The 19197-nt window shown below is 70.4% G+C and carries 15 protein-coding genes; 10 read left to right on the forward strand and 5 right to left on the reverse strand.

Annotation, left to right across the window (positions count from 1 at the left end):
- Positions 1-360: 360 nt before the first annotated feature.
- The 7 genes from ccrA (at position 361) to pssA (ending at position 8095) form a co-directional block, all read left to right on the forward strand.
- Positions 361-1704: a crotonyl-CoA carboxylase/reductase gene (gene ccrA / locus ACZ5C2_RS06165; protein ID WP_468787103.1), complete on the forward strand. Its 1344-nt coding sequence runs from the start codon at positions 361-363 to the stop codon at positions 1702-1704.
- A 10-nt stretch (positions 1705-1714) separates the two neighbouring features.
- A complete protein-coding gene (locus ACZ5C2_RS06170; protein WP_468787105.1) occupies positions 1715-3742 on the forward strand; it encodes a protein meaA in 2028 nt (675 codons plus the stop codon).
- On the forward strand, positions 3739-4701 hold the full coding sequence (locus tag ACZ5C2_RS06175; RefSeq protein WP_468787107.1) for an HpcH/HpaI aldolase/citrate lyase family protein: 963 nt from the start codon (positions 3739-3741) through the stop codon (positions 4699-4701). The genes ACZ5C2_RS06170 and ACZ5C2_RS06175 overlap by 4 nt, the downstream gene beginning before the upstream one ends.
- Positions 4702-4706: 5 nt before the next feature.
- Positions 4707-5219 (forward strand): MaoC family dehydratase, encoded by a 513-nt coding sequence (locus ACZ5C2_RS06180; protein WP_468787109.1) that lies wholly within the window; start codon positions 4707-4709, stop codon positions 5217-5219.
- A gap of 2 nt (positions 5220-5221) precedes the next feature.
- The gene (locus ACZ5C2_RS06185; protein WP_468787111.1) at positions 5222-6427 is read left to right on the forward strand and encodes an acyl-CoA dehydrogenase family protein; all 1206 of its coding nucleotides are present in this window, start codon (positions 5222-5224) and stop codon (positions 6425-6427) included.
- A gap of 170 nt (positions 6428-6597) precedes the next feature.
- Positions 6598-7254: a phosphatidylserine decarboxylase gene (locus ACZ5C2_RS06190; protein WP_468787113.1), complete on the forward strand. Its 657-nt coding sequence runs from the start codon at positions 6598-6600 to the stop codon at positions 7252-7254.
- 22 nt (positions 7255-7276) lie between these two features.
- Positions 7277-8095 carry a CDP-diacylglycerol--serine O-phosphatidyltransferase gene (gene pssA / locus ACZ5C2_RS06195; RefSeq protein ID WP_468787672.1) on the forward strand — a complete coding sequence of 273 codons (819 nt, stop codon included), beginning with the start codon at positions 7277-7279 and terminating at the stop codon, positions 8093-8095.
- 264 nt (positions 8096-8359) lie between these two features.
- On the opposite strand, the gene ACZ5C2_RS06200 is transcribed toward pssA, so the two are convergent.
- Positions 8360-9535, reverse strand: a complete 1176-nt coding sequence (locus ACZ5C2_RS06200; RefSeq protein WP_468787115.1) for a glycerate kinase — start codon at positions 9533-9535, stop codon at positions 8360-8362.
- A 129-nt stretch (positions 9536-9664) separates the two neighbouring features.
- Between ACZ5C2_RS06200 and ACZ5C2_RS06205 the strand changes: the two genes are divergently transcribed.
- From ACZ5C2_RS06205 to ACZ5C2_RS06215, 3 genes are all read left to right on the forward strand, one after another.
- Positions 9665-10744 carry an ADP-ribosylglycohydrolase family protein gene (locus ACZ5C2_RS06205; protein WP_468787117.1) on the forward strand — a complete coding sequence of 360 codons (1080 nt, stop codon included), beginning with the start codon at positions 9665-9667 and terminating at the stop codon, positions 10742-10744.
- A gap of 239 nt (positions 10745-10983) precedes the next feature.
- Complete coding sequence (locus tag ACZ5C2_RS06210) at positions 10984-11487, forward strand: NUDIX domain-containing protein (protein WP_468787119.1); 504 nt, start codon at positions 10984-10986, stop codon at positions 11485-11487.
- A 64-nt stretch (positions 11488-11551) separates the two neighbouring features.
- The gene (locus tag ACZ5C2_RS06215; RefSeq protein ID WP_468787121.1) at positions 11552-12277 is read left to right on the forward strand and encodes an SIR2 family NAD-dependent protein deacylase; all 726 of its coding nucleotides are present in this window, start codon (positions 11552-11554) and stop codon (positions 12275-12277) included.
- On the opposite strand, the gene ACZ5C2_RS06220 is transcribed toward ACZ5C2_RS06215, so the two are convergent.
- The 4 genes from ACZ5C2_RS06220 to ACZ5C2_RS06235 all read right to left on the reverse strand — a co-directional run bounded on the left by ACZ5C2_RS06220 (position 12274) and on the right by ACZ5C2_RS06235 (position 19151).
- Positions 12274-12756, reverse strand: a complete 483-nt coding sequence (locus tag ACZ5C2_RS06220) for a methylated-DNA--[protein]-cysteine S-methyltransferase (protein WP_468787123.1) — start codon at positions 12754-12756, stop codon at positions 12274-12276. The two genes, ACZ5C2_RS06215 and ACZ5C2_RS06220, sit on opposite strands and share 4 nt — an antisense overlap.
- Before the next feature lie 21 nt (positions 12757-12777).
- A complete protein-coding gene (locus ACZ5C2_RS06225) occupies positions 12778-14253 on the reverse strand; it encodes an AlkA N-terminal domain-containing protein (protein WP_468787674.1) in 1476 nt (491 codons plus the stop codon).
- Between the two features lie 92 nt (positions 14254-14345).
- Positions 14346-15188, reverse strand: a complete 843-nt coding sequence (locus ACZ5C2_RS06230) for a DUF72 domain-containing protein (protein WP_468787125.1) — start codon at positions 15186-15188, stop codon at positions 14346-14348.
- Positions 15189-15236: 48 nt separating this feature from the next.
- Complete coding sequence (locus tag ACZ5C2_RS06235; protein ID WP_468787127.1) at positions 15237-19151, reverse strand: glycoside hydrolase family 2 TIM barrel-domain containing protein; 3915 nt, start codon at positions 19149-19151, stop codon at positions 15237-15239.
- Between the last annotated feature and the right edge of the window lie 46 nt (positions 19152-19197).

Genomic DNA, 19197 nt, shown 5'->3' on the forward strand with positions numbered 1-19197 from the left:
ACGGCCACCCCACCGGGTGGCCGTTTTGCCATGTCAGGGCACCTTTTCGCACCTGTTTCCGAGGCCGTTCGATCGATCATCGCTCATCTGATGGGTAAAGATTTCACCTGAGCCCAGGTTCTGGCACGCAGTGCCTTGCCGGATGACACGGCGTGCCATACGTTGAAGGAGTCCGGGCGAGTCCCGGCGGGCTCACCGCCCGCACGTCCGGACGCCTGCGTCACAGGCACCCTCCCGCGCACACCAAGCGCTGCCGAAGCACCACCGCCGAACCGACGGCAAACCCCTCAACCCTCAGCAGCACACCGACGTAACCCCCAGCGCCCCTCCCTCAGGGTGCTCATCGCCGGAGGCAACACCGTGACCGTCAAGGACATCCTGGCCGCGATCCAGTCGCCCGACTCCACGTCGGAGGACTTCGCCGCCCTGCCGCTTCCCGAGTCGTACCGCGCGATCACCGTGCACAAGGACGAGACGGAGATGTTCGCGGGCCTCGAGACCCGCGACAAGGACCCCCGCAAGTCGATCCACCTCGACGACGTGCCGCTGCCCGAGCTCGGCCCGGGCGAGGCCCTGGTGGCCGTCATGGCCTCCTCGGTCAACTACAACTCGGTGTGGACCTCGATCTTCGAGCCGCTGCCGACCTTCGGCTTCCTGGAGCGCTACGGCAAGCTCAGCGAGCTCACCAAGCGGCACGACCTGCCGTACCACATCATCGGCTCCGACCTCGCCGGCGTCGTGCTGCGCACCGGCCCCGGCGTCAACGCCTGGCGGCCCGGTGACGAGGTCGTCGCCCACTGCCTGTCCGTGGAGCTGGAGTCCAGCGACGGCCACAACGACACGATGCTCGACCCCGAGCAGCGCATCTGGGGCTTCGAGACCAACTTCGGCGGTCTGGCGGAGGTCGCGCTGGTGAAGTCCAACCAGCTGATGCCCAAGCCGGACCACCTCAGCTGGGAGGAGGCCGCCGCCCCGGGTCTGGTCAACTCCACCGCGTACCGGCAGCTGGTGTCCCGCAACGGGGCCGGCATGAAGCAGGGCGACAACGTCCTCATCTGGGGCGCGAGCGGCGGACTCGGCAGCTACGCCACCCAGTTCGCGCTGGCCGGCGGCGCCAACCCGATCTGCGTCGTCTCCAGCGACCAGAAGGCGGAGATCTGCCGGCGGATGGGCGCCGAGGCGATCATCGACCGCAACGCCGAGGGCTACAGGTTCTGGAAGGACGAGAACACCCAGGACCCGCGCGAGTGGAAGCGGTTCGGCAAGCGCATCCGTGAGCTCACCGGCGGCGAGGACGTGGACATCGTCTTCGAGCACCCGGGCCGGGAGACCTTCGGCGCGAGCGTCTACGTGACGAGGAAGGGCGGCACCATCGTCACCTGCGCCTCCACCTCGGGCTACAACCACGAGTACGACAACCGGTACCTGTGGATGTCGCTGAAGAGCATCATCGGCTCGCACTTCGCCAACTACCGCGAGGCCTGGGAGGCCAACCGGCTGGTCGCGAAGGGCAAGATCCACCCGACGCTGTCGAAGGTGTACTCCCTGGAGGACACCGGCCAGGCCGCCCACGACGTGCACCGCAACCGGCACCAGGGCAAGGTCGGCGTGCTGTGCATGGCGCCCGAGGAAGGCCTGGGCGTGCGCGACCACGAGAAGCGCGCGAAGCACATCGACGCCATCAACCGCTTCCGGAACATCTGAGGGCCGGGACATGACAGAGCGTCAGAAGGACCGTCCGTGGCTCATGCGCACGTACGCCGGTCACTCCACGGCCGAGGCGTCCAACGAGCTGTACCGGCGCAACCTCGCCAAGGGACAGACGGGTCTGTCGGTCGCCTTCGACCTGCCGACCCAGACCGGTTACGACTCCGACCACATCCTCGCCCGCGGCGAGGTCGGCCGGGTCGGGGTGCCGGTGGCCCACCTCGGTGACATGCGCCGGCTGTTCCAGGACATCCCCCTGGAGCAGATGAACACCTCGATGACGATCAACGCCACCGCCATGTGGCTGCTGGCGCTCTACCAGGTCGTCGCCGAGGAGCAGGGCGCGGACATCACCGAGCTCCAGGGCACGACCCAGAACGACATCGTCAAGGAGTACCTGTCCCGGGGCACCCATGTGTTCCCGCCGGGACCGTCGCTCCGCCTGACGACGGACATGATCGCGTACACGGTCTCCCACATCCCGAAGTGGAACCCGATCAACATCTGCAGTTACCACCTGCAGGAGGCCGGGGCCACGCCGGTGCAGGAGATCGCGTACGCGATGTCCACCGCCATCGCGGTGCTCGACGCCGTGCGCGACAGCGGCCAGGTGCCGCAGGAACGCATGGGCGACGTCGTCGGCCGCATCTCCTTCTTCGTCAACGCGGGCGTCCGCTTCGTCGAGGAGATGTGCAAGATGCGCGCCTTCGGCCGCATCTGGGACCAGGTCACCCGCGAGCGGTACGGCATCGAGAACCCCAAGCACCGCCGCTTCCGCTACGGCGTCCAGGTCAACTCCCTCGGTCTGACCGAAGCCCAGCCGGAGAACAACGTCCAGCGGATCGTCCTGGAGATGCTGGCCGTCACCCTCTCCAAGGACGCACGCGCGCGTGCCGTCCAGCTGCCGGCCTGGAACGAGGCCCTGGGCCTGCCCCGCCCGTGGGACCAGCAGTGGTCGCTGCGCATCCAGCAGGTCCTCGCCTACGAGAGCGACCTGCTGGAGTACGAGGACATCTTCGAGGGATCGAAGGTGATCGAGGCGAAGGTGGAGCAGCTGGTCGCGGACTCGTTCGCGGAGATGGAGCGGATCGAGGAGATGGGCGGCGCGATGGCCGCCGTCGAGTCCGGCTACCTCAAGTCCCAGCTGGTCTCCTCGCACGCCGCGCGCCGGGCCCGGATCGAGTCCGGTGACGAGAAGATCATCGGTGTGAACGCCTTCGAGGGCACCGAGCCGAACCCGCTGACCGCCGACCTGGACACCGCGATCCAGACGGTCGACCCCGCGGTGGAGGCCCGGGTCGTCGCCTCGCTGCAGAACTGGCGCGACACGCGCTACCAGCCGCCCTTCAACCACCCCCGCCCCTGCAAGGCGCTGGAGAAGCTGAAGGAGGCCGCGAAGGGCACCGCCAACCTCATGGAAGCCACCCTGGAGTGCGCGCGCGCCGGTGTCACGACCGGCGAGTGGGCCGGGGCGCTGCGCGAGGTGTTCGGCGAGTTCCGGGCGCCGACCGGAGTCTCCTCCGCCCCGGTGGCGGTCACCGCCGAGGCCGGCTCGGCCCTGTCGGCGGTCCGCCGCAAGGTGGAACTGACGGCCGAGGACCTCGGTGTGGGCAAGCTGCGCTTCCTGGTCGGCAAGCCGGGCCTGGACGGCCACTCCAACGGCGCCGAGCAGATCGCCGTGCGGGCCCGCGACGCCGGGTTCGAGGTGGTCTACCAGGGCATCCGGCTCACCCCGGAGCAGATCGTGGACGCCGCCGTCGCGGAGGACGTGCACGCGGTGGGCCTGTCCATCCTCTCCGGCTCGCACGCGCAGCTGGTGCCGGACGTGCTCGAACGGCTCCGTGTGGCCGGTGCCACAGATATACCGGTGATCGCCGGTGGCATCATCCCCAGCGGTGATGCCGAACAGCTGCGGGCCGCCGGAGTCGCCGCGGTCTTCACGCCGAAGGACTTCGACATCACCGGGATCATCGGCCGCATCGTCGACGAGATCCGCACAGCGAACAAGCTCGACCCCCTGGAGGTCCCCGCATGACGACCGTGAACCGCCTTCGCCCCCGGCGCTCCTGCCTGGCGGTACCGGGCTCGAACCCGCGCTTCCTGGAGAAGGCCCAGGGCCTCCCGGCGGACCAGGTCTTCCTCGACCTGGAGGACGCGTGCGCGCCGCTCGCCAAGCCCGAGGCGCGGCACACCATCGTGAAGTTCCTGAACGAGGGCGACTGGACCGGCAAGACCCGCGTCGTGCGCGTCAACGACTGGACCACCGAGTGGACGTACCGCGATGTGGTGACGGTCGTCGAGGGCGCCGGCCCGAACCTCGACTGCATCATGCTGCCGAAGGTCCAGGACGCCCAGCAGATCGTCGCGCTCGACCTCCTGCTGACCCAGATCGAGAAGACGATGGGCTTCGAGGTCGGCAAGATCGGCATCGAGGCGCAGATCGAGAACGCGCAGGGCCTGAACAACGTCAACGAGATCGCCCAGGCCTCCCCGCGCGTCGAGACCATCATCTTCGGCCCCGCCGACTTCATGGCGTCCATCAACATGAAGTCGCTGGTCGTGGGCGAGCAGCCGCCCGGCTACCCGGCGGACGCCTACCACTACATCCTGATGAAGATCCTGATGGCCGCCCGCGCCAACAACCTCCAGGCGATCGACGGCCCCTACCTGCAGATCCGCAACGTGGACGGCTACCGCGAGGTGGCCCGGCGCGCCGCGGCGCTCGGCTTCGACGGCAAGTGGGTGCTGCACCCCGGCCAGGTCGAGGCGTCCAACGAGATCTTCTCTCCGTCGCAGGAGGACTACGACCACGCCGAGCTGATCCTGGACGCGTACGAGTACTGCACGTCCGAGGCCGGCGGCAAGAAGGGCTCCGCGATGCTCGGCGACGAGATGATCGACGAGGCCAGCCGCAAGATGGCCCTGGTCATCTCCGGCAAGGGGCGCGCCGCCGGCATGCGGCGCACGTCGAAGTTCGAGATCCCGGAGGGCTGAGCGCCATGCAGTTCGGACGTACCTACGAGGAGTTCGAGGTCGGGGCGACGTACAAGCACTGGCCGGGCAAGACGGTCACCGAGTACGACGACCACCTGTTCTGTCTCCTCACCATGAACCACCACCCGCTCCACATGGACACCAACTACGCCGAGAAGACGACGGACTTCGGCAAGAACGTGGTGGTCGGGAACTACATCTACTCCCTGCTGCTCGGCATGTCGGTGCCCGACATCTCCGGGAAGGCGATCGCCAACCTGGAGATCGAGTCGCTCAGGCACGTGGCGCCGACCTTCCACGGCGACACGGTCTACGGTCAGACGACCGTGCTCGACAAGTGGCCGTCCAAGTCGAAGAACGACCGCGGGATCGTGTACGTCGAGACCAAGGGTTACAAGCAGGACGGCACGCTGGTCTGCGTGTTCCGCCGCAAGGTGATGGTGCCCACCGAGACGTACATCAAGGAGCGCGGCGGCGAGCAGCCGGGCCGCCCGGAGCTCAAGGAGCAGGAGAAGTAGAGATGAGCCGTCTCGCCCAGACCGCCGGTCTGACCGATGTCCAGCAGGAGATCCTCTCCACCGTCCGCGACTTCGTGGACAAGGAGATCATCCCGGTCGCGACCGAGCTGGAGCACCGCGACGAGTACCCGCAGAGAATTGTCGACGGCCTGAAGGAGCTCGGCCTGTTCGGTCTGATGATCCCCGAGGAGTACGGGGGTCTGGGCGAGTCGCTCCTCACCTACGCCCTGTGCGTCGAGGAGATCGCCCGCGGCTGGATGTCGGTCTCCGGCATCATCAACACCCACTTCATCGTGGCGTACATGCTCAAGCAGCACGGCACGCGGGAGCAGAAGGACCACTTCCTGCCGCGCATGGCGGCCGGCGACATCCGCGGCGCCTTCTCGATGTCGGAACCGGGCCTCGGCTCCGATGTGTCGGCCATCACGTCGAAGGCGGTGAAGGACGGCGAGGAGTACGTCCTGAACGGCCAGAAGATGTGGCTGACGAACGGCGGGACGTCGTCCCTGGTGGCCGTTCTGGTGCGGAGTGACGAGGGTCACCCCGAGGGCACGGCGCCGCACAAGTCGATGACGACCTTCCTGGTGGAGAAGGAGCCGGGCTTCGGCGAGGTCCGCCCCGGCCTGACCATCCCCGGCAAGATCGACAAGATGGGCTACAAGGGCGTCGACACCACCGAGCTCATCATGGACGGCCTGCGCGTTCCGGCCGATCGGGTGCTCGGCGGGGTCACCGGCCGAGGTTTTTACCACATGATGGACGGTGTCGAGGTCGGCCGCGTCAACGTGGCGGCCCGCGGCTGCGGTGTCGCTCAGCGTGCCTTCGAGCTCGGCGTCCGGTACGCCCAGCAGCGTCACACTTTCGGCAAGCCGATCGCCCAGCACCAGGCCATCCAGTTCAAGCTGGCCGAGATGGCTACCAAGGTGGAGGCCGCGCATGCGATGATGGTGAACGCAGCGCGCAAAAAGGACTCCGGAGAACGAAACGACCTTGAAGCAGGGATGGCGAAGTACCTCGCCTCCGAGTACTGCAAGGAGGTCGTGGAGGACGCCTTCCGGATCCACGGCGGCTACGGCTTCTCCAAGGAGTACGAGATCGAGCGCCTCTACCGTGAGGCCCCGATGCTGCTGATCGGTGAAGGCACCGCCGAGATCCAGAAAATGATCATCGGACGTCGACTGCTCGAAGAGTATCGATTCCAGGGCTAGATGTCCGGGTACGGGGTGTTTTCTTGGAGAAGAGGATCACACCCCGTATGCACTCTTCAGCCGTCGACTTGGCTGCCTGGCTTACCCAGTTGTCGCCCGGAGCCGCTACGATCGCCGGAAAGCCGCCGTCCCCCGCAGTTGCGCGGCATCATCCGCTACGAAGGTCATCCATGCCCCACAGCCAAACCTCTGCACCTCGCGACAGCCTCGTCGGCGTACGCCTCGCGCGCGGAGCCTCGCCGTGGCTTCTGCCGACCGTCGCCACCGCAGCCGTCAGCCTGCTCCGCTCCCGCCGCTCGGGTGCCGCCAAGGCCGTCGCCGTCCCCGCCACCGCCCTGGCGGCGGGAATGCTGTGGTTCTTCCGCGACCCCGAGCGCGAGATCGCCCAGGGCAGGGTCATCTCGCCCGCCGACGGTGTGGTGCAGAGCATCATGCCGTGGAAGGACGGACGTACCCGCGTCGCGATCTTCATGAGCCCGCTCAACGTCCACGTGAACCGCGCCCCGCTGGCCGGCACGGTGACGTCGGTCGAGCACATCCCCGGTGGCTTCGTTCCCGCCTTCAACAAGGAGAGCGAGAACAACGAGCGTGTGGTGTGGCACTTCGACACCGAGCTCGGTGACATCGAGATGATCCAGATCGCCGGCGCGGTGGCCCGCCGCATCATGCCCTACGTGCCTCAGGGCACCAAGGTCGAGCAGGGCGAGCGCATCGGTCTGATCCGCTTCGGCTCGCGTGTCGACATCTACCTGCCCGAGGGCGTGGAGGTGGCCGTCGAAGTGGGTCAGAAGACCGTGGCTGGGGTGACTCGCATTGACCATGGTTGATCCGGAGACGCAGACCGGCTGGGTGCCGGAGGCCGACGAGGCGGACGACGACGAGGAGATGCCCCTCTCACTCCGCCTGTCGATAGCGGACACCCTCACCCTCGGCAACGCCACCTGTGGCTTCATGGCGGTGTACTTCACCACCACCGGCATTCTGATCCCGCACCTCCAGGGGAGTCAGGAGACCGGCATGGCCCGCCACAGCGCGGCCACCGCCGTCATCCTGATGCTGTGCGCGGCGGTCTTCGACCTCTTCGACGGCCTGGTGGCGCGCAAGCTGCGCTCCTCGCCGATGGGCGCCGAGCTGGACAACCTCTCGGACCTGATCAGCTTCGGTCTGGCGCCGGCGTACTTCGTCCTGGTCTACGGCATGGTCGCGGACGACGCGCACCAGAGAGTGGCCGCGGTCGGAGCGATCGTCGTGCTGCTGGCGGTGGTGCTGAGACTGGCGAGGTTCTCCTGTGTCACGGTGAAGGACGGCACTTTCCAGGGCATGCCGTCACCGTTCGGTGCGCTGACGGTCGTGTCGATCGTGCTGCTGGAGCTGCCGTTCGTGGCGACGCTGCTGGCGATCATCGGTACGGCGTGGCTGATGGTGAGCCGGGTGGAGTACCCCAAGCCGCGGGGTCGGCTCGCGGTGGCGATGCTGGCGTGGATCGTGCTGTCGATGGGCCTTCTGGCGGCATGGGCGTTCGACGCGCCGAGCGGTCAGCTGCTCCTTCAGACGGGCTGTGCGCTGCAACTGGTGATGGGCGCGGTGATTCCGCTGTTCGCCACGGCTCGCCGGGTGAACAACTTCCGCGACAATCGCCGTGAGGCGCGGGCGGCGCAGTTGCCGTAACGCTGCCGCTGTGTTCGGGCCTCGGATCCGGTTGGGTCCGGGGCCCGTCTCTTTGCACCCGGCGTGGTGTCGGGCCTTGCTGGGGGCTCCACCCCCTGATCCCCGGCCCCATGCCCATCCACCACCCGACTCGGCCGGCTGAAAGCGCACCGTGGGGCCACCCAGCAGTCCGGCGTCCGAGGACGAGGCCCGTCCCGGGCCGAAGGGGGCCGGGTGCGCAGCCCCCGGGGACGGGACGGGAAGAGGCGGCCGGGCGAGAAGAGCTCAGCTCAGAAAGTCCCGCGCGATCCGCTCCGCCGTACGCTCCAGGATCGGCCCCGCCTCGGCGATGCACTTGGCGACATCCGGCTCGAGGTCCGTCAGGGCGTACGCCCACCGGATGCCCGCCCGCCCCAGCACCTCGGGCGGCAGCGCCAGCCGCCCGCACACCGCCACGACCTCCTTGTCCGCCGCCCGCGCCGCGGCAGCGACCCCCGCCGGCGCCTTCCCGTGCAGGGTCTGCTCGTCCAGTGACCCCTCACCGGTGATCACCAGATCGGCCCGCTCCAGCGCCGTCGCGAAGCCGAGCACGTCCAGCATGACCTCGATACCGGGACGGAACCCGGCGCCCAGCAGCAACGCCCCGTATCCGACACCGCCCGCCGCACCGGCTCCCGGGGAAACGGCGTACTCCGCGGCCTTCGGCCCGGCCGCCCCCTCCAGCACCTTCGCGAAGTGCTGGAGCGCCGCGTCCAGCGTCTCCACGTCGTCCGGCGAGGCACCCTTCTGCGGGCCGTAGACCGCCGGCGCCCCCTTCGGCCCGGTCAGCGGGTTGTCGACGTCGCTGGCGAGCACGATCCCGGCCGAGGCGAGGCGAGGGTCGAGTCCGGACAGGTCGGCCGAGGCCAGCTCGGCGAGCCCTGCGCCGCCGGGTGCCACGGGCTCACCGCCGGCCGTCAGGAGGCGGGCGCCCAGGGCGGACAGCATGCCCGCACCACCGTCGGTGGTGGCGCTGCCGCCGACCCCGAACACGATCGTGCGCGCCCCCGCGTCCAGCGCGGCCCGCAACAGCTCCCCGGAGCCGTACGTCGACGCCGTGAGCGGTGCGAAAACCCCCTCCGGCAGCCGCTGCAACCCGCTGGCCTCGGCCATCTCCACGACGGCGGTGTCACCGCGCAGCGCGTACGCCGCACTCACCGCCTCCCCGAGGGGACCGGTGACCCGTACCTCCCGCCTTTCGAACCCGGCCGCCACCGCCGCGGCCACCGTGCCGTCGCCGCCGTCGGCCACCGGCAGCGTCTCGACCAGCAGGTCCGGGACGACCCGGCGCAGCCCGGCCGTCACCCGCTCGGCGACCTGGACGGCCGTGAGCGACCCCTTGAACTTGTCCGCGGCGACCAGCACCCGCTGGGCCGACCGCGTCGTACGAGTGCCGCTACCTGCAGCGTCCGCCACTTGCATTCCCCTTGATCTCCGGGCCCCACACGTGTCAAGGCCAGTCGCGCCGCTGTGACACTAACCGGCGCACACCACCGCCGCCATGCCCCGCCCAGCCCGTGGAACGGCCCCGGAATCGGGTAGACCGTTCCCATGACCGCGACGACCGCTGTGGACACGGAGTCAGGACTCGCCGACCGCATCCTCGGAGGCTGGCTCGGCCGGATCGCGGGGAACATGCTCGGCAAACCGGTCGAGCACGGCGAGGTGTGGACACGGGCACGCATCGACAGCTACCTGCGGCGGACAAACGCCCTCCCCCTCACCGACTACCTCCCCGAGCCACCGACCGAGCGCGAGAGCCTGGACCTGCGTCCGGAGTGGGGGTACTGCGTGCGCGGCCGCGTCCACGGCAGCTGCCGCGACGACGACATCGACTACGCGATCCTCGGCCTGGACCTGCTGGAGACCCACGGCTTCGCGTTCAGCACCGAGCAGGTGGGCGACCTGTGGCTGCTGCGGCTGCCGTACCTCCAGACCTTCACGGCGGAGCGGGCGGCGTACAGAAACCTCGCGAACGGCCTCAAACCGCCGCTCACCGCCACGTACGACAACCCGTACCAGGAGTGGATCGGCGCCCTGATCCGCGCCGACATCCACGGCTGGACCTCGCCGGGCGCCCCGCGCCGCGCCGCCTCGCTGGCCCGCAGGGACGCGGTGCTGTCCCACACGGGAAACGGGGTGTACGGCGCGATGTGGGCGGCGGCGCTGATCTCGGCGGCGTTCACGGCACCCACCGTGCGGCACGCGGTGGACGAGGCGCTGACGGTGATCCCGGTGAACAGCCGCCTCGCCCGTACCGTGCGCCGGGTGGCCTCCCTGCACGAGGCCGGGCTGGCCTGGGAGGACACGCTCACGACACTCGAGGAGGAGACGGCGGGCCTCGGCTGGATCCATACGGTTCCGAACGCGGCCGTGCTCACCGCGGGCCTGCTGTACGGTGACGGCGACTTCACCCGCACCATCGCGCTGACGGTGCGCGGCGGCCTGGACACCGACTCCAACGGGGCGACGGCGGGCTCGGTGGCCGGCGTGCTGTGCGGCGCCCCGGCCGTCCCTCCCCAGTGGAAGGACCCTCTTAAGGACACGGTGCGCAGCGCCGTCTTCGGCTTCGACGGGGTGCGGATCAGCGAACTGGCGGAGCGGACGCTGCGACTGGCGCAAGTTGACTAGCGCCGCCGTCATCGCCGGGAACGTCGTCGCCCGCGCGAGTACCGGCGCGGAGGCGGTGGACAGAGGCCGGACCGGCTTCGCTGCTTCGGCCGGCTCCGCGGAAGTTCGCCAGCGCATTGATGTGCCCCGGCGCACGCGCCTTCGGTGTCGATCACGGGACCGGCGCGTGCTGCCGTGCGCCCCGCGGAACCGGCTCCGTCCCCGCGGTGGTGCCCTGCGCCACGGTTACCCTTCCGGGCATGACCACCACTCAGCCCGTCCGGGACTACACCGCCTACATCGCCTCCCTCCCCCGTGTTCTCGTCGGCGCAGCCGCTCTCTTCCGGGACGAGGACGGGCGGGTACTGCTCGTCGAGCCGAACTACCGGGAGGGCTGGGCACTGCCCGGCGGGACGGTCGAGTCGGACGAGGGGGAGAGCCCGCGCGAGGGGGCGCGGCGGGAGACGGCCGAGGAGATCGGTCTCGACCGGCGGTTGGGACGGCTGCTCGCGGTGGACTGGGTCAAGGGCCCGGACCGGCCGCCGCTGGTGGCGTATCTGTACGACGGTGGCGTGCTCGGTGAGGACGAGCTCGGGGCGATCCGGCTGCAGGAGTCGGAGCTGCTGTCCTGGCGGCTCGTCCCGCGCGTCGAAGTGACCGCATACCTCCGCGGCTCCCTGGGGCGCCGTGTGCTGGCCGCGCTGGACGTCCTCGCGGAGGGCTCGGGCACGGCGGAGCTGGAGGACGGGCACCGGGTGCACTGACACCGAGTCCGCACCGGCCGTAATGCGCTCGCCGCGCGGCCGCACCGCGACCTACCCTCGCCCCATGAGCAAGCCCCTCGTCGCCCTCCTCACCGGCGCCGGTATCAGCACGGACTCCGGCATCCCCGACTACCGCGGGCCGAACGGACTGTGGCGCCGCGATCCCGAGGCCGAGAAGCTCGTGACGTACGAGTACTACATGGGCGACCCGGAGATCCGCCGCCGGTCGTGGCAGATGCGGCGCGAGAACTTCGCGCTCGCCGTCGAGCCCAACGCCGCGCACCGTGCCGTGACCGGGCTGGAGCGGTCCGGGGTGCCGGTGCGGGTGATCACGCAGAACGTGGACGGGCTGCACCAGCTCGCCGGAATGCCGGACCGAAAAGTGCTCGAACTGCACGGCACGGTACGAAGCGTGCGGTGCACCAAGTGCCACGCGCGCGGTGCGATGGAGGACGCGCTCGCCCGGGTCGAGGCCGGTGAGGACGACCCGCCGTGTCCGGAGTGCGGCGGCATCCTCAAGCCGGCGACGGTGATGTTCGGCGAGCACCTCGATCCCGTGGTGCTCGGCGAGGCGGCGGCGATCAGCAAGGCGTGCACCGTCTTCATCGCCGTGGGCACCAGTCTCCAGGTCCACCCCGCCGCCGGCCTCGCGGAGGTGGCCGCCGGCCACGGCGCCCGCCTGATCGTCGTCAACGCGGAGCCCACCCCGTACGACAGCCTCGCCGACGAGGTGATCCGCGAGCCGATCGGCACCTCGCTGCCCGGGCTGCTGCACCGGATCGCCGCCTAGAACAGGGCGGCTCCGCGTTCGAAGTCCAGCAGGCGCTGCTTCCGCTCCAGGCCGCCACCGTATCCGGTGAGGCCGCCGCTCGCGCCGATGACGCGGTGGCAGGGGACGATGATGCCGATCGGGTTGCGACCGTTGGCCAGACCGACGGCACGGGAGGCCTTGGGACTGCCGAGGGCGTCGGCGAGTTGGCCGTAGGTACGGGTCTCGCCGTAGGGGATGCGGGCCAGCTGCTCCCAGACCCGCCGCTGGAACGGGGTGCCGTTCAGGCGCAGTTCCAGGGCGAATTCCTTCAACTCGCCGGTGAAGTACGCCGCGAGCTGCTCCTCCGCCTCGGCGAAGGGCGTGTCGTCGGGGGCGCCGAAGGACCCCTCCGGCGGACGGTGGCGCTGGTCGGTCATGTAGAGGCCGCACAGGACGCCGTCGTCGGCGACGAGCGTCAGCGGGCCGTAAGGGCTGTCGATCACGGTGTGCTGCTTCATCGGTTCTGCGTCCCTGGTTTCTCAGACGGGGAGGAAGTTGATCGGGTGGCTGTCCGTCGCCCACAGGTACTGCACCGCGTACGCCCGCCAGGGCCGCCAGGCCGCCGCGCGGGCCGTGAGGGCGGCCGGGGTGGACGGCAGGCCCAGCTCCCGGGCGGCGCGGCGGATGCCGAGGTCGGTGGGGAGGAAGGCGTCGGGGTCGCCCAGGGCGCGCATGGCGATGACGTCCGCCGTCCAGGGGCCGAAACCCGGGAGGGCGAGAAGCCGCGCGCGGGCCTCGGGCCAGTCGCTCTCCACCCCCAAGCGAAGTTCCCCCTCAGCCAGTTGACGGACCAGAGTGGTGAAGGTGGTGCGGCGGCTGCGGGGCATGGCGAGGGTCTCGGGGTCGAGTGCGGCCAGTGCCCCGGGATGCGGGAAGAGGTGGGTGAGGCCGCCCTCGGGGTCGTCGACCTGTGTGCCGTGCGCGGTGACCAGGCGGGCCGCGTGGGTGCGAGCGGCGGCCGTGGAGACCTGCTGGCCGAGAACGGCCCGGACGGCGAATTCCGCCTCGTCGACCGTGCGGGGCACGCGGCGGCCGGGTGCCTTGGCGACCAGGGGCGCGAGCACCGGGTCCGTGCGCAGCTGGTCGTCGACGGCGACCGGATCGGCGTCCAGGTCGAGCAGGCGGCGGCAGCGGCTGATGGCGACGGTGAGGTCGCGGTTGTCGCCGAGGGTGAGGCGGCAGGCGATGTGGTCGGGGCGCGGGCTGAGGGACACGATGCCGTGCGCGTACGGCAGCCGCAGCGTGCGCCGGTAGGACCCGTCCCGCCACTCCTCCACGCCGGGTACGGCGGTCGCGGCGAGGTGGCCGAAGAGGTTGTCGGGGTTGAGCGGGGCGCGGAACGGCAGCCGGAGGGACAGCACACCGGGAGTGGTGCCGCGCGAGGTGTCCCGCGGCGCCGCCCGGGTGCGCAGGTCGCTCGGGGGGAGGGCGAAGACCTCGCGCACGGTGTCGTTGAAGGCGCGGACGGAGGCGAATCCGGCGGCGAAGGCGATCTGCGCCATCGGCAGGGCCGTCGTCTCGATGAGCAGCCGGGCGGTCTGGGCGCGCTGGGCGCGGGCGAGCGCGAGGGGGCCCGCGCCCAGCTCGGCGATCAGTTGGCGTTCGACCTGCCGGGTGCTGTAGCCGAGCCGGGCGGCGAGGCCGGTCACGCCCTCGCGGTCCACGACGCCGTCGGCGATCAGCCGCATGGCGCGGGCCACGAGGTCGGCCCGGTGGTTCCACTCGGGGGAGCCGGGGCTGGTGTCGGGCCGGCAGCGTTTGCAGGCCCGGAATCCGGCCTGCTGGCAGGCCGCCGCGCTCGGGTGGAAGACCATGTTCCCGGGCTTGGGCGGGACCACGGGGCAGCTGGGCCGGCAGTAGATCCCGGTGGTCAGGACGGCGGTGAAGAACCAGCCGTCGAACCGGGCGTCCTTCGACCGCACGGCGCGCAGGCAGCGCTCGGTGTCGGTGTGCATCCCCTTCAGCATGTCTCAAGGATCGGGGACGGGTGGCCGCCGGGTCTGGCGAGAATCCGACATCGACGTCATGTGCCCTGGGGCTGCCCGGTTCACGCCAGCAGCCCCCGCATGGTCTCGGCCGCGCGTACGGCGGCATCCGCGCAGCAGTTGTTGAACAGCACGTGCAGTGCGTCGGTCCGCTCAGCCACCCGCCGCAGGCGGGGCACCCAGGCGGCGAGTTCGGTGACGTCGTAGTCGTGGCGGAAGCGGTCCTCCTTGCTGCCCCTTCCCCAGGCCCTGCTGCGGCCGTGGAACCGTACGACGGCGAGGGCGGGCCGGCTGACGGGCACGACGGGCGGCAGGGAGCCGGTGAGTCCCTGTGCCATGTCCACACCGACGGCTGTGGCACCCAGTGCGGACAGCAGCGCGCGGGTGTCGTCGGCCCGGTCCGCCTGCCACCAGGCCCGATGCCGGAACTCGACGGCGAGCGGCCGGCCGGCCGTGCGCTCCGCGCACTCCTCGAGGGTCCGCTCGGCAGCGGCGCCGGGTGCAAACCAGGGCGGGAACTGGAACAGCACGGTGCCCAGCCGCCCGGCCTCCCTCAGCGGCTCGACCGCGTCCGCGAACCGCCTCCACACCTCGTCCAGCAGCGCGCCGTCCGCGGTCCGGGTCCGCAGGTCGGCGGGCAGTGCCTCCGGACGTGTGGGGTGACCGGTCAGCAGCGAGAACGCCTTGACGTCGAAACGGAATCCGTCCGGAGTGCGCTCCACCCACAGCTCGCTGTTGCGGCGACGGGGCAACGCGTAGTAACCGGAGTCCACTTCGACGACGGGCAGCGTGGAGGCGTAGTGCCGCAGCCGCCCCTCGGCGTCCCGCCGGCCGCGCGGGTACCAGCCGCTCGCCACGAGTTGACGGTCCGTCCATGAACAGGCCCCGACCAGAATGTCACTCATGGGGACCCGGTTACCCCGGGCTCCCACGAGTGTGGCCCCCACGGCCCTCTACTCGGTCGCCGTGGGCCGGCGCGAGGCCGCCGTCGCCTCCTTCACGTCGGTCAGCGGGCGCAGCCGGTAGGTGTAGGCGTAGTCGCGGTCGGCGAAGAGCTTGAACTCGTCGTGGGTGTGGGCGCCCCAGCTGTTGTCGCCCCCTACGCCCATCTGCCGGTGGTTGACCCGCAGTACGACGGTGTCCCGCGGGGTCAGCTGGTAGTCGTGGCGGACACCGGCCGACAGGTCCTCCGGGGTGAAGTGCGAGGCGTTGATCTCCAGGAGGGGTTCGCCCGACACCAGGAGGCCGCGCCCGCTCCCGTCGGTCAGGGCTGCCCAGCGGACGTCGGTCTTGTTGCCGTTCTCCTGGGGGCGGATGTACGGGGTCCACTGGTCGGCCACGGTCGAGGTGTAACGGCCCACGTCGGTGCCGGTGTTGCGGTCCCAGTGGTTCTCCTCCGGGCCGCGGCCGTAGTAGTGCAGGCGGTCCAGACGGCGCGGCAGGAACAGCAGCGTGCCGACCTCGGGGATGTACGGCAGTCCGGCGGCGCCGGGGTGCAGGGTGTTGTCGACCTTGATCTCACCGTTGCCGAACACCGTGTACGTGGTGGTGTACGTGGACTCCGCAGTGGTGGGCAGCGTGCCGCGGACCGCGATCTCGACGGCCCGCTCGCCGAGCGCCCGCACGGTGACGTCCGTGACCTTCCGCCGGGCACCGGCGTCGCGCCAGGTCTGGTTGCGGATGTGCTGGCCGTTGCCGTGGTCGTTGTCGGTGGGGGCCCGCCAGAAGTTGGGTACCGGTCCGGAGGTGATCAGGCGGGTGCCCTTCGCCTCGTAGGAGGTGATGGTGCCACTGCTCCTGTCGACGGTGACCGAGAAGCCCCTTCCGGTGATCCTGATGCCGCTCTCCCGGTCCTCGTGGCGCAGGACCGGGACGCTCCCCAGGGGTACGGGCGTCACGGCGGGGCCGCCGGCATCGAGCGTAAGCTGCTGCCGGGCCACCTCGAAGCTGGCCTTCGCCCACGTCGTGGACTCCTTGGTCGTGAAGGAGAGCCGGAGGAAGTACTCCGTGCCCGGGTCCGGGTCCCCCGGCAGGCGTACGGGGAGGCTGATGTCCTTGGCGGACTGCGGCGGCACGTCCAGCTGGTCCCGGGTCAGTCCCCCGCGCCGTACGACGTGGCCGTCCGCGACCAGTTCCCAACGGCCGTCGAAGTCACGGACGTTGGTGAACAGGTACTCGTTGGTGAGGGTGACGGCACCGGGTCCGCCACCGGAGGTGGGGGCCACGTTGATCGCCTGGTAGACGCGTTTGATTTCGGCCGCCTTGCCGGTGTGCCCGCGGTCGGCGGTGACGATGCCGTCCGCGACGAAGGCACCGTCGTTGGGGTTGTCGCCCCAGTCGCCGCCGTAGGCCAGGAACGTCCGGGCGTCGGGCCGCTTCTTCTCGGCCTCGACGGTGGCGGCGTCGAACCAGAACCGCACGCCGTCGTCGCCGGGACCGCGGCCGTCGGCGGCCAGTTCGGCGGCGGTGAGGGCGCGGGCGTAGACGCGGGCGCGGCGGATGGTGCCGCTGAACTCCCGGGTCTGGTTGTCGGCGTCGGAGGCGAGCGCGAGGGGCGCCGTACTGCTGCTGGGGCGCCGGTCGGTGGTACGGGTGGCCCTGACCGTACCGTCGGCGTACAGGGTCAGAGTGCCCGCGTCGGCGTCGAAGACGCCCGCGATGTGGTGTTCGCGGCCGGTCCAGTCGTCCGGCAGCGTCCAGTTGACGGCGGTCCACTGGCCTGCGGAGTGAATGAAGAACTCCAGCCTGCGGTCGGTCTGTTTCAGCGCGTACTGGGTGTCGCCCTTGGCGATGACGGGCTGGTGGTAGCCCAGCACGTCCGGGGTGATCCATGCCTCCAGGGTCAGGGATCCGGTGAGGTCGAGGCTGTCGTCGCGTTCGAAGACCGTGATGCCGGACAGGCCCGTGTCGCGGTCGAGACGGCCCCGGGTGGCGAGGATCTCGCCGCGCAGGCCGGCCGGACCCGACTCGGTGAGCAGGGTGCGGGCGGGAACGGGTGTGTAGAGGGACTGGTCGACGAAGTCCCAGATCCAGCCGCCCTGGAGCACGTCATGGCGGCGGACGATGTCCCAGTACTTCCTGAAGTTGCCGTTCGAGTTCCCCATCGCGTGGGAGTACTCGATCATGACGTACGGCCGGGTGTCGGCGGTGTCCCGGGCGCGCTCCTCGATGCGCGAAGGGCTCTCGTACATCCTGGAGCGGATGTCGCTGATGCCGGGACGGTCGTCGCCCTCGTACTGGATGACGCGGGTGGCGTCGTAGGAGCGGATCCAGTCGTGCATGGCGGTGAAGGTGCTGCCGCCGCCTGCCTCGTTGCCGAGCGACCAGATGACCACCGAGGGGTGGTTCTTGTCGCGGTGGACCATGTTCCGGGCACGGGCGACGCAGGCCGCCGTCCACTCGGGATGGTCGCCGGGATACTCGTCCCGGATGCCGTGGGTCTCGAGGTTGGTCTCGTCGACGAGGTAGAGGCCGTACTCGTCGGCGAGTTCGTACCACAGCGGGTTGTCGGGGTAGTGCGAGGTGCGGACGGAGTTGATGTTCATCCGTTTGATGATGGTGATGTCCTCGACCATGTCCTCGCGGGTGAGCGCGGTACCGCGGGCCGGGTGCGTCTCGTGGCGGTTGGTGCCGCGGAGGGACACGGGCCTGCCGTTGATCCGCATCAGCCCGTCCCTGATCGTGAACTCGCGGAAGCCGACCCGGTGGGACAGGGTCTCGACCACCTTGCCGCCCGGATCGCGGAGCCTGAGGACGGCCGTGTACAGGTTCGGCTGCTCGGCCGACCACAGCAGGGGCCTCGGCACGGCCTTGGCGGCCCGTACGGTGACGTCCTCGCCGGCGCCGGCCGCGTCGAGGTCCGCGGTCTGTCCCAGCGGACGGGACCAGACGGCGTGGCCGCGCACGTCGTACAGCTGGGTCTCGACGGTGTACCGGCCGCTCGCGCCCTCGCCGTACGCCCGCACGCTCGCGGTGACCGCCAGTTCGCCGGCCGTGTACGTGTCGTTCAGCGGGGTGTCCAGCTTGAAGTCGCGCAGGTGCACGGCCGGGGTGGAGTACAGGTGGACCGAGCGGAAGATGCCGCTCAGCCGGATCATGTCCTGGTCCTCCAGCCAGTCGCCGTCGGAGTAGCGGTACACCTCCACGGCGATCTGATTGGTGCCGGGCCTCAGGTGGTCGGTGATGTCGTACTCGGAGGGCGTGCAGGAGTCCTCGTCGTAGCCGACGAGTTCGCCGTTGATCCACACGTAGTGCGCGGACTTCACGCCCTCGAAGTGCAGGAAGGTGCGGCGGCCCGTCCAGTCGCGCGGGACGGTGAAGGTGCGCCGGTACTGGCCGACCGGGTGGTAGCGGGTCGGGGCGGCGGGCGGCCGCGGGTCCTCGCCGCGGCCGTTGGGTCCCCAGTACGGGTAGGTGATGTTCAGGTAGATGGGGAAGTCGTGACCGTGCAGTTGCCACACGGACGGGACCGGGATGGTGTCCCAGTCGCTGTCGTCGGTGTCGGTGCGGTGGAAGTCGGGGTCCCGGTCGTCGGGGCGGTCGGCGTAGGCGAACTTCCAGGTACCGTCCAGGCTCTGCCGGTAGGGCGAGCGGGTGCGGTCGGCGGCGAGGGCCTGCCGCACGTCCGCGTACGGCATCAGGGTGGTGTGCGGTGGCTGGGTGCCGACGGTGAAGACGCCGAAGTCGTTCCACTCCGGGGACGCGTCGGCCGCCGCCCGCCGTCCGCCCGCGTGTGCGGTGCCGGGCGGGGCCGACAGGGCGAGGGCGCCGAGGACGGCGGCGCCGGACTCCAGGAGACGGCGGCGGCTGACGACCGGCCGGTCGGGGTGGACGGGCCGGTCGGCGGGGGACACATGGGGGTGCGGCATGACCGTGGCCTTCCTCGGTTCGACAGGGCGCTGCACGGACTGAGGC

This window comes from Streptomyces sp. NPDC031365, from assembly GCF_055569765.1.

Coding starts and splice junctions, on each gene's coding strand:
- ACZ5C2_RS06170 (WP_468787105.1), top strand. CDS start 1,715: ATGACAGAGCGTCAGAAGGACCGTCCGTGGCTCATGCGCACGTACGCC.
- ACZ5C2_RS06175 (WP_468787107.1), top strand. CDS start 3,739: ATGACGACCGTGAACCGCCTTCGCCCCCGGCGCTCCTGCCTGGCGGTA.
- ACZ5C2_RS06180 (WP_468787109.1), top strand. CDS start 4,707: ATGCAGTTCGGACGTACCTACGAGGAGTTCGAGGTCGGGGCGACGTAC.
- ACZ5C2_RS06185 (WP_468787111.1), top strand. CDS start 5,222: ATGAGCCGTCTCGCCCAGACCGCCGGTCTGACCGATGTCCAGCAGGAG.
- ACZ5C2_RS06190 (WP_468787113.1), top strand. CDS start 6,598: ATGCCCCACAGCCAAACCTCTGCACCTCGCGACAGCCTCGTCGGCGTA.
- ACZ5C2_RS06200 (WP_468787115.1), bottom strand. CDS start 9,535: ATGCAAGTGGCGGACGCTGCAGGTAGCGGCACTCGTACGACGCGGTCG.
- ACZ5C2_RS06205 (WP_468787117.1), top strand. CDS start 9,665: ATGACCGCGACGACCGCTGTGGACACGGAGTCAGGACTCGCCGACCGC.
- ACZ5C2_RS06210 (WP_468787119.1), top strand. CDS start 10,984: ATGACCACCACTCAGCCCGTCCGGGACTACACCGCCTACATCGCCTCC.
- ACZ5C2_RS06215 (WP_468787121.1), top strand. CDS start 11,552: ATGAGCAAGCCCCTCGTCGCCCTCCTCACCGGCGCCGGTATCAGCACG.
- ACZ5C2_RS06220 (WP_468787123.1), bottom strand. CDS start 12,756: ATGAAGCAGCACACCGTGATCGACAGCCCTTACGGCCCGCTGACGCTC.
- ACZ5C2_RS06225 (WP_468787674.1), bottom strand. CDS start 14,253: ATGCACACCGACACCGAGCGCTGCCTGCGCGCCGTGCGGTCGAAGGAC.
- ACZ5C2_RS06230 (WP_468787125.1), bottom strand. CDS start 15,188: ATGAGTGACATTCTGGTCGGGGCCTGTTCATGGACGGACCGTCAACTC.
- ACZ5C2_RS06235 (WP_468787127.1), bottom strand. CDS start 19,151: ATGCCGCACCCCCATGTGTCCCCCGCCGACCGGCCCGTCCACCCCGAC.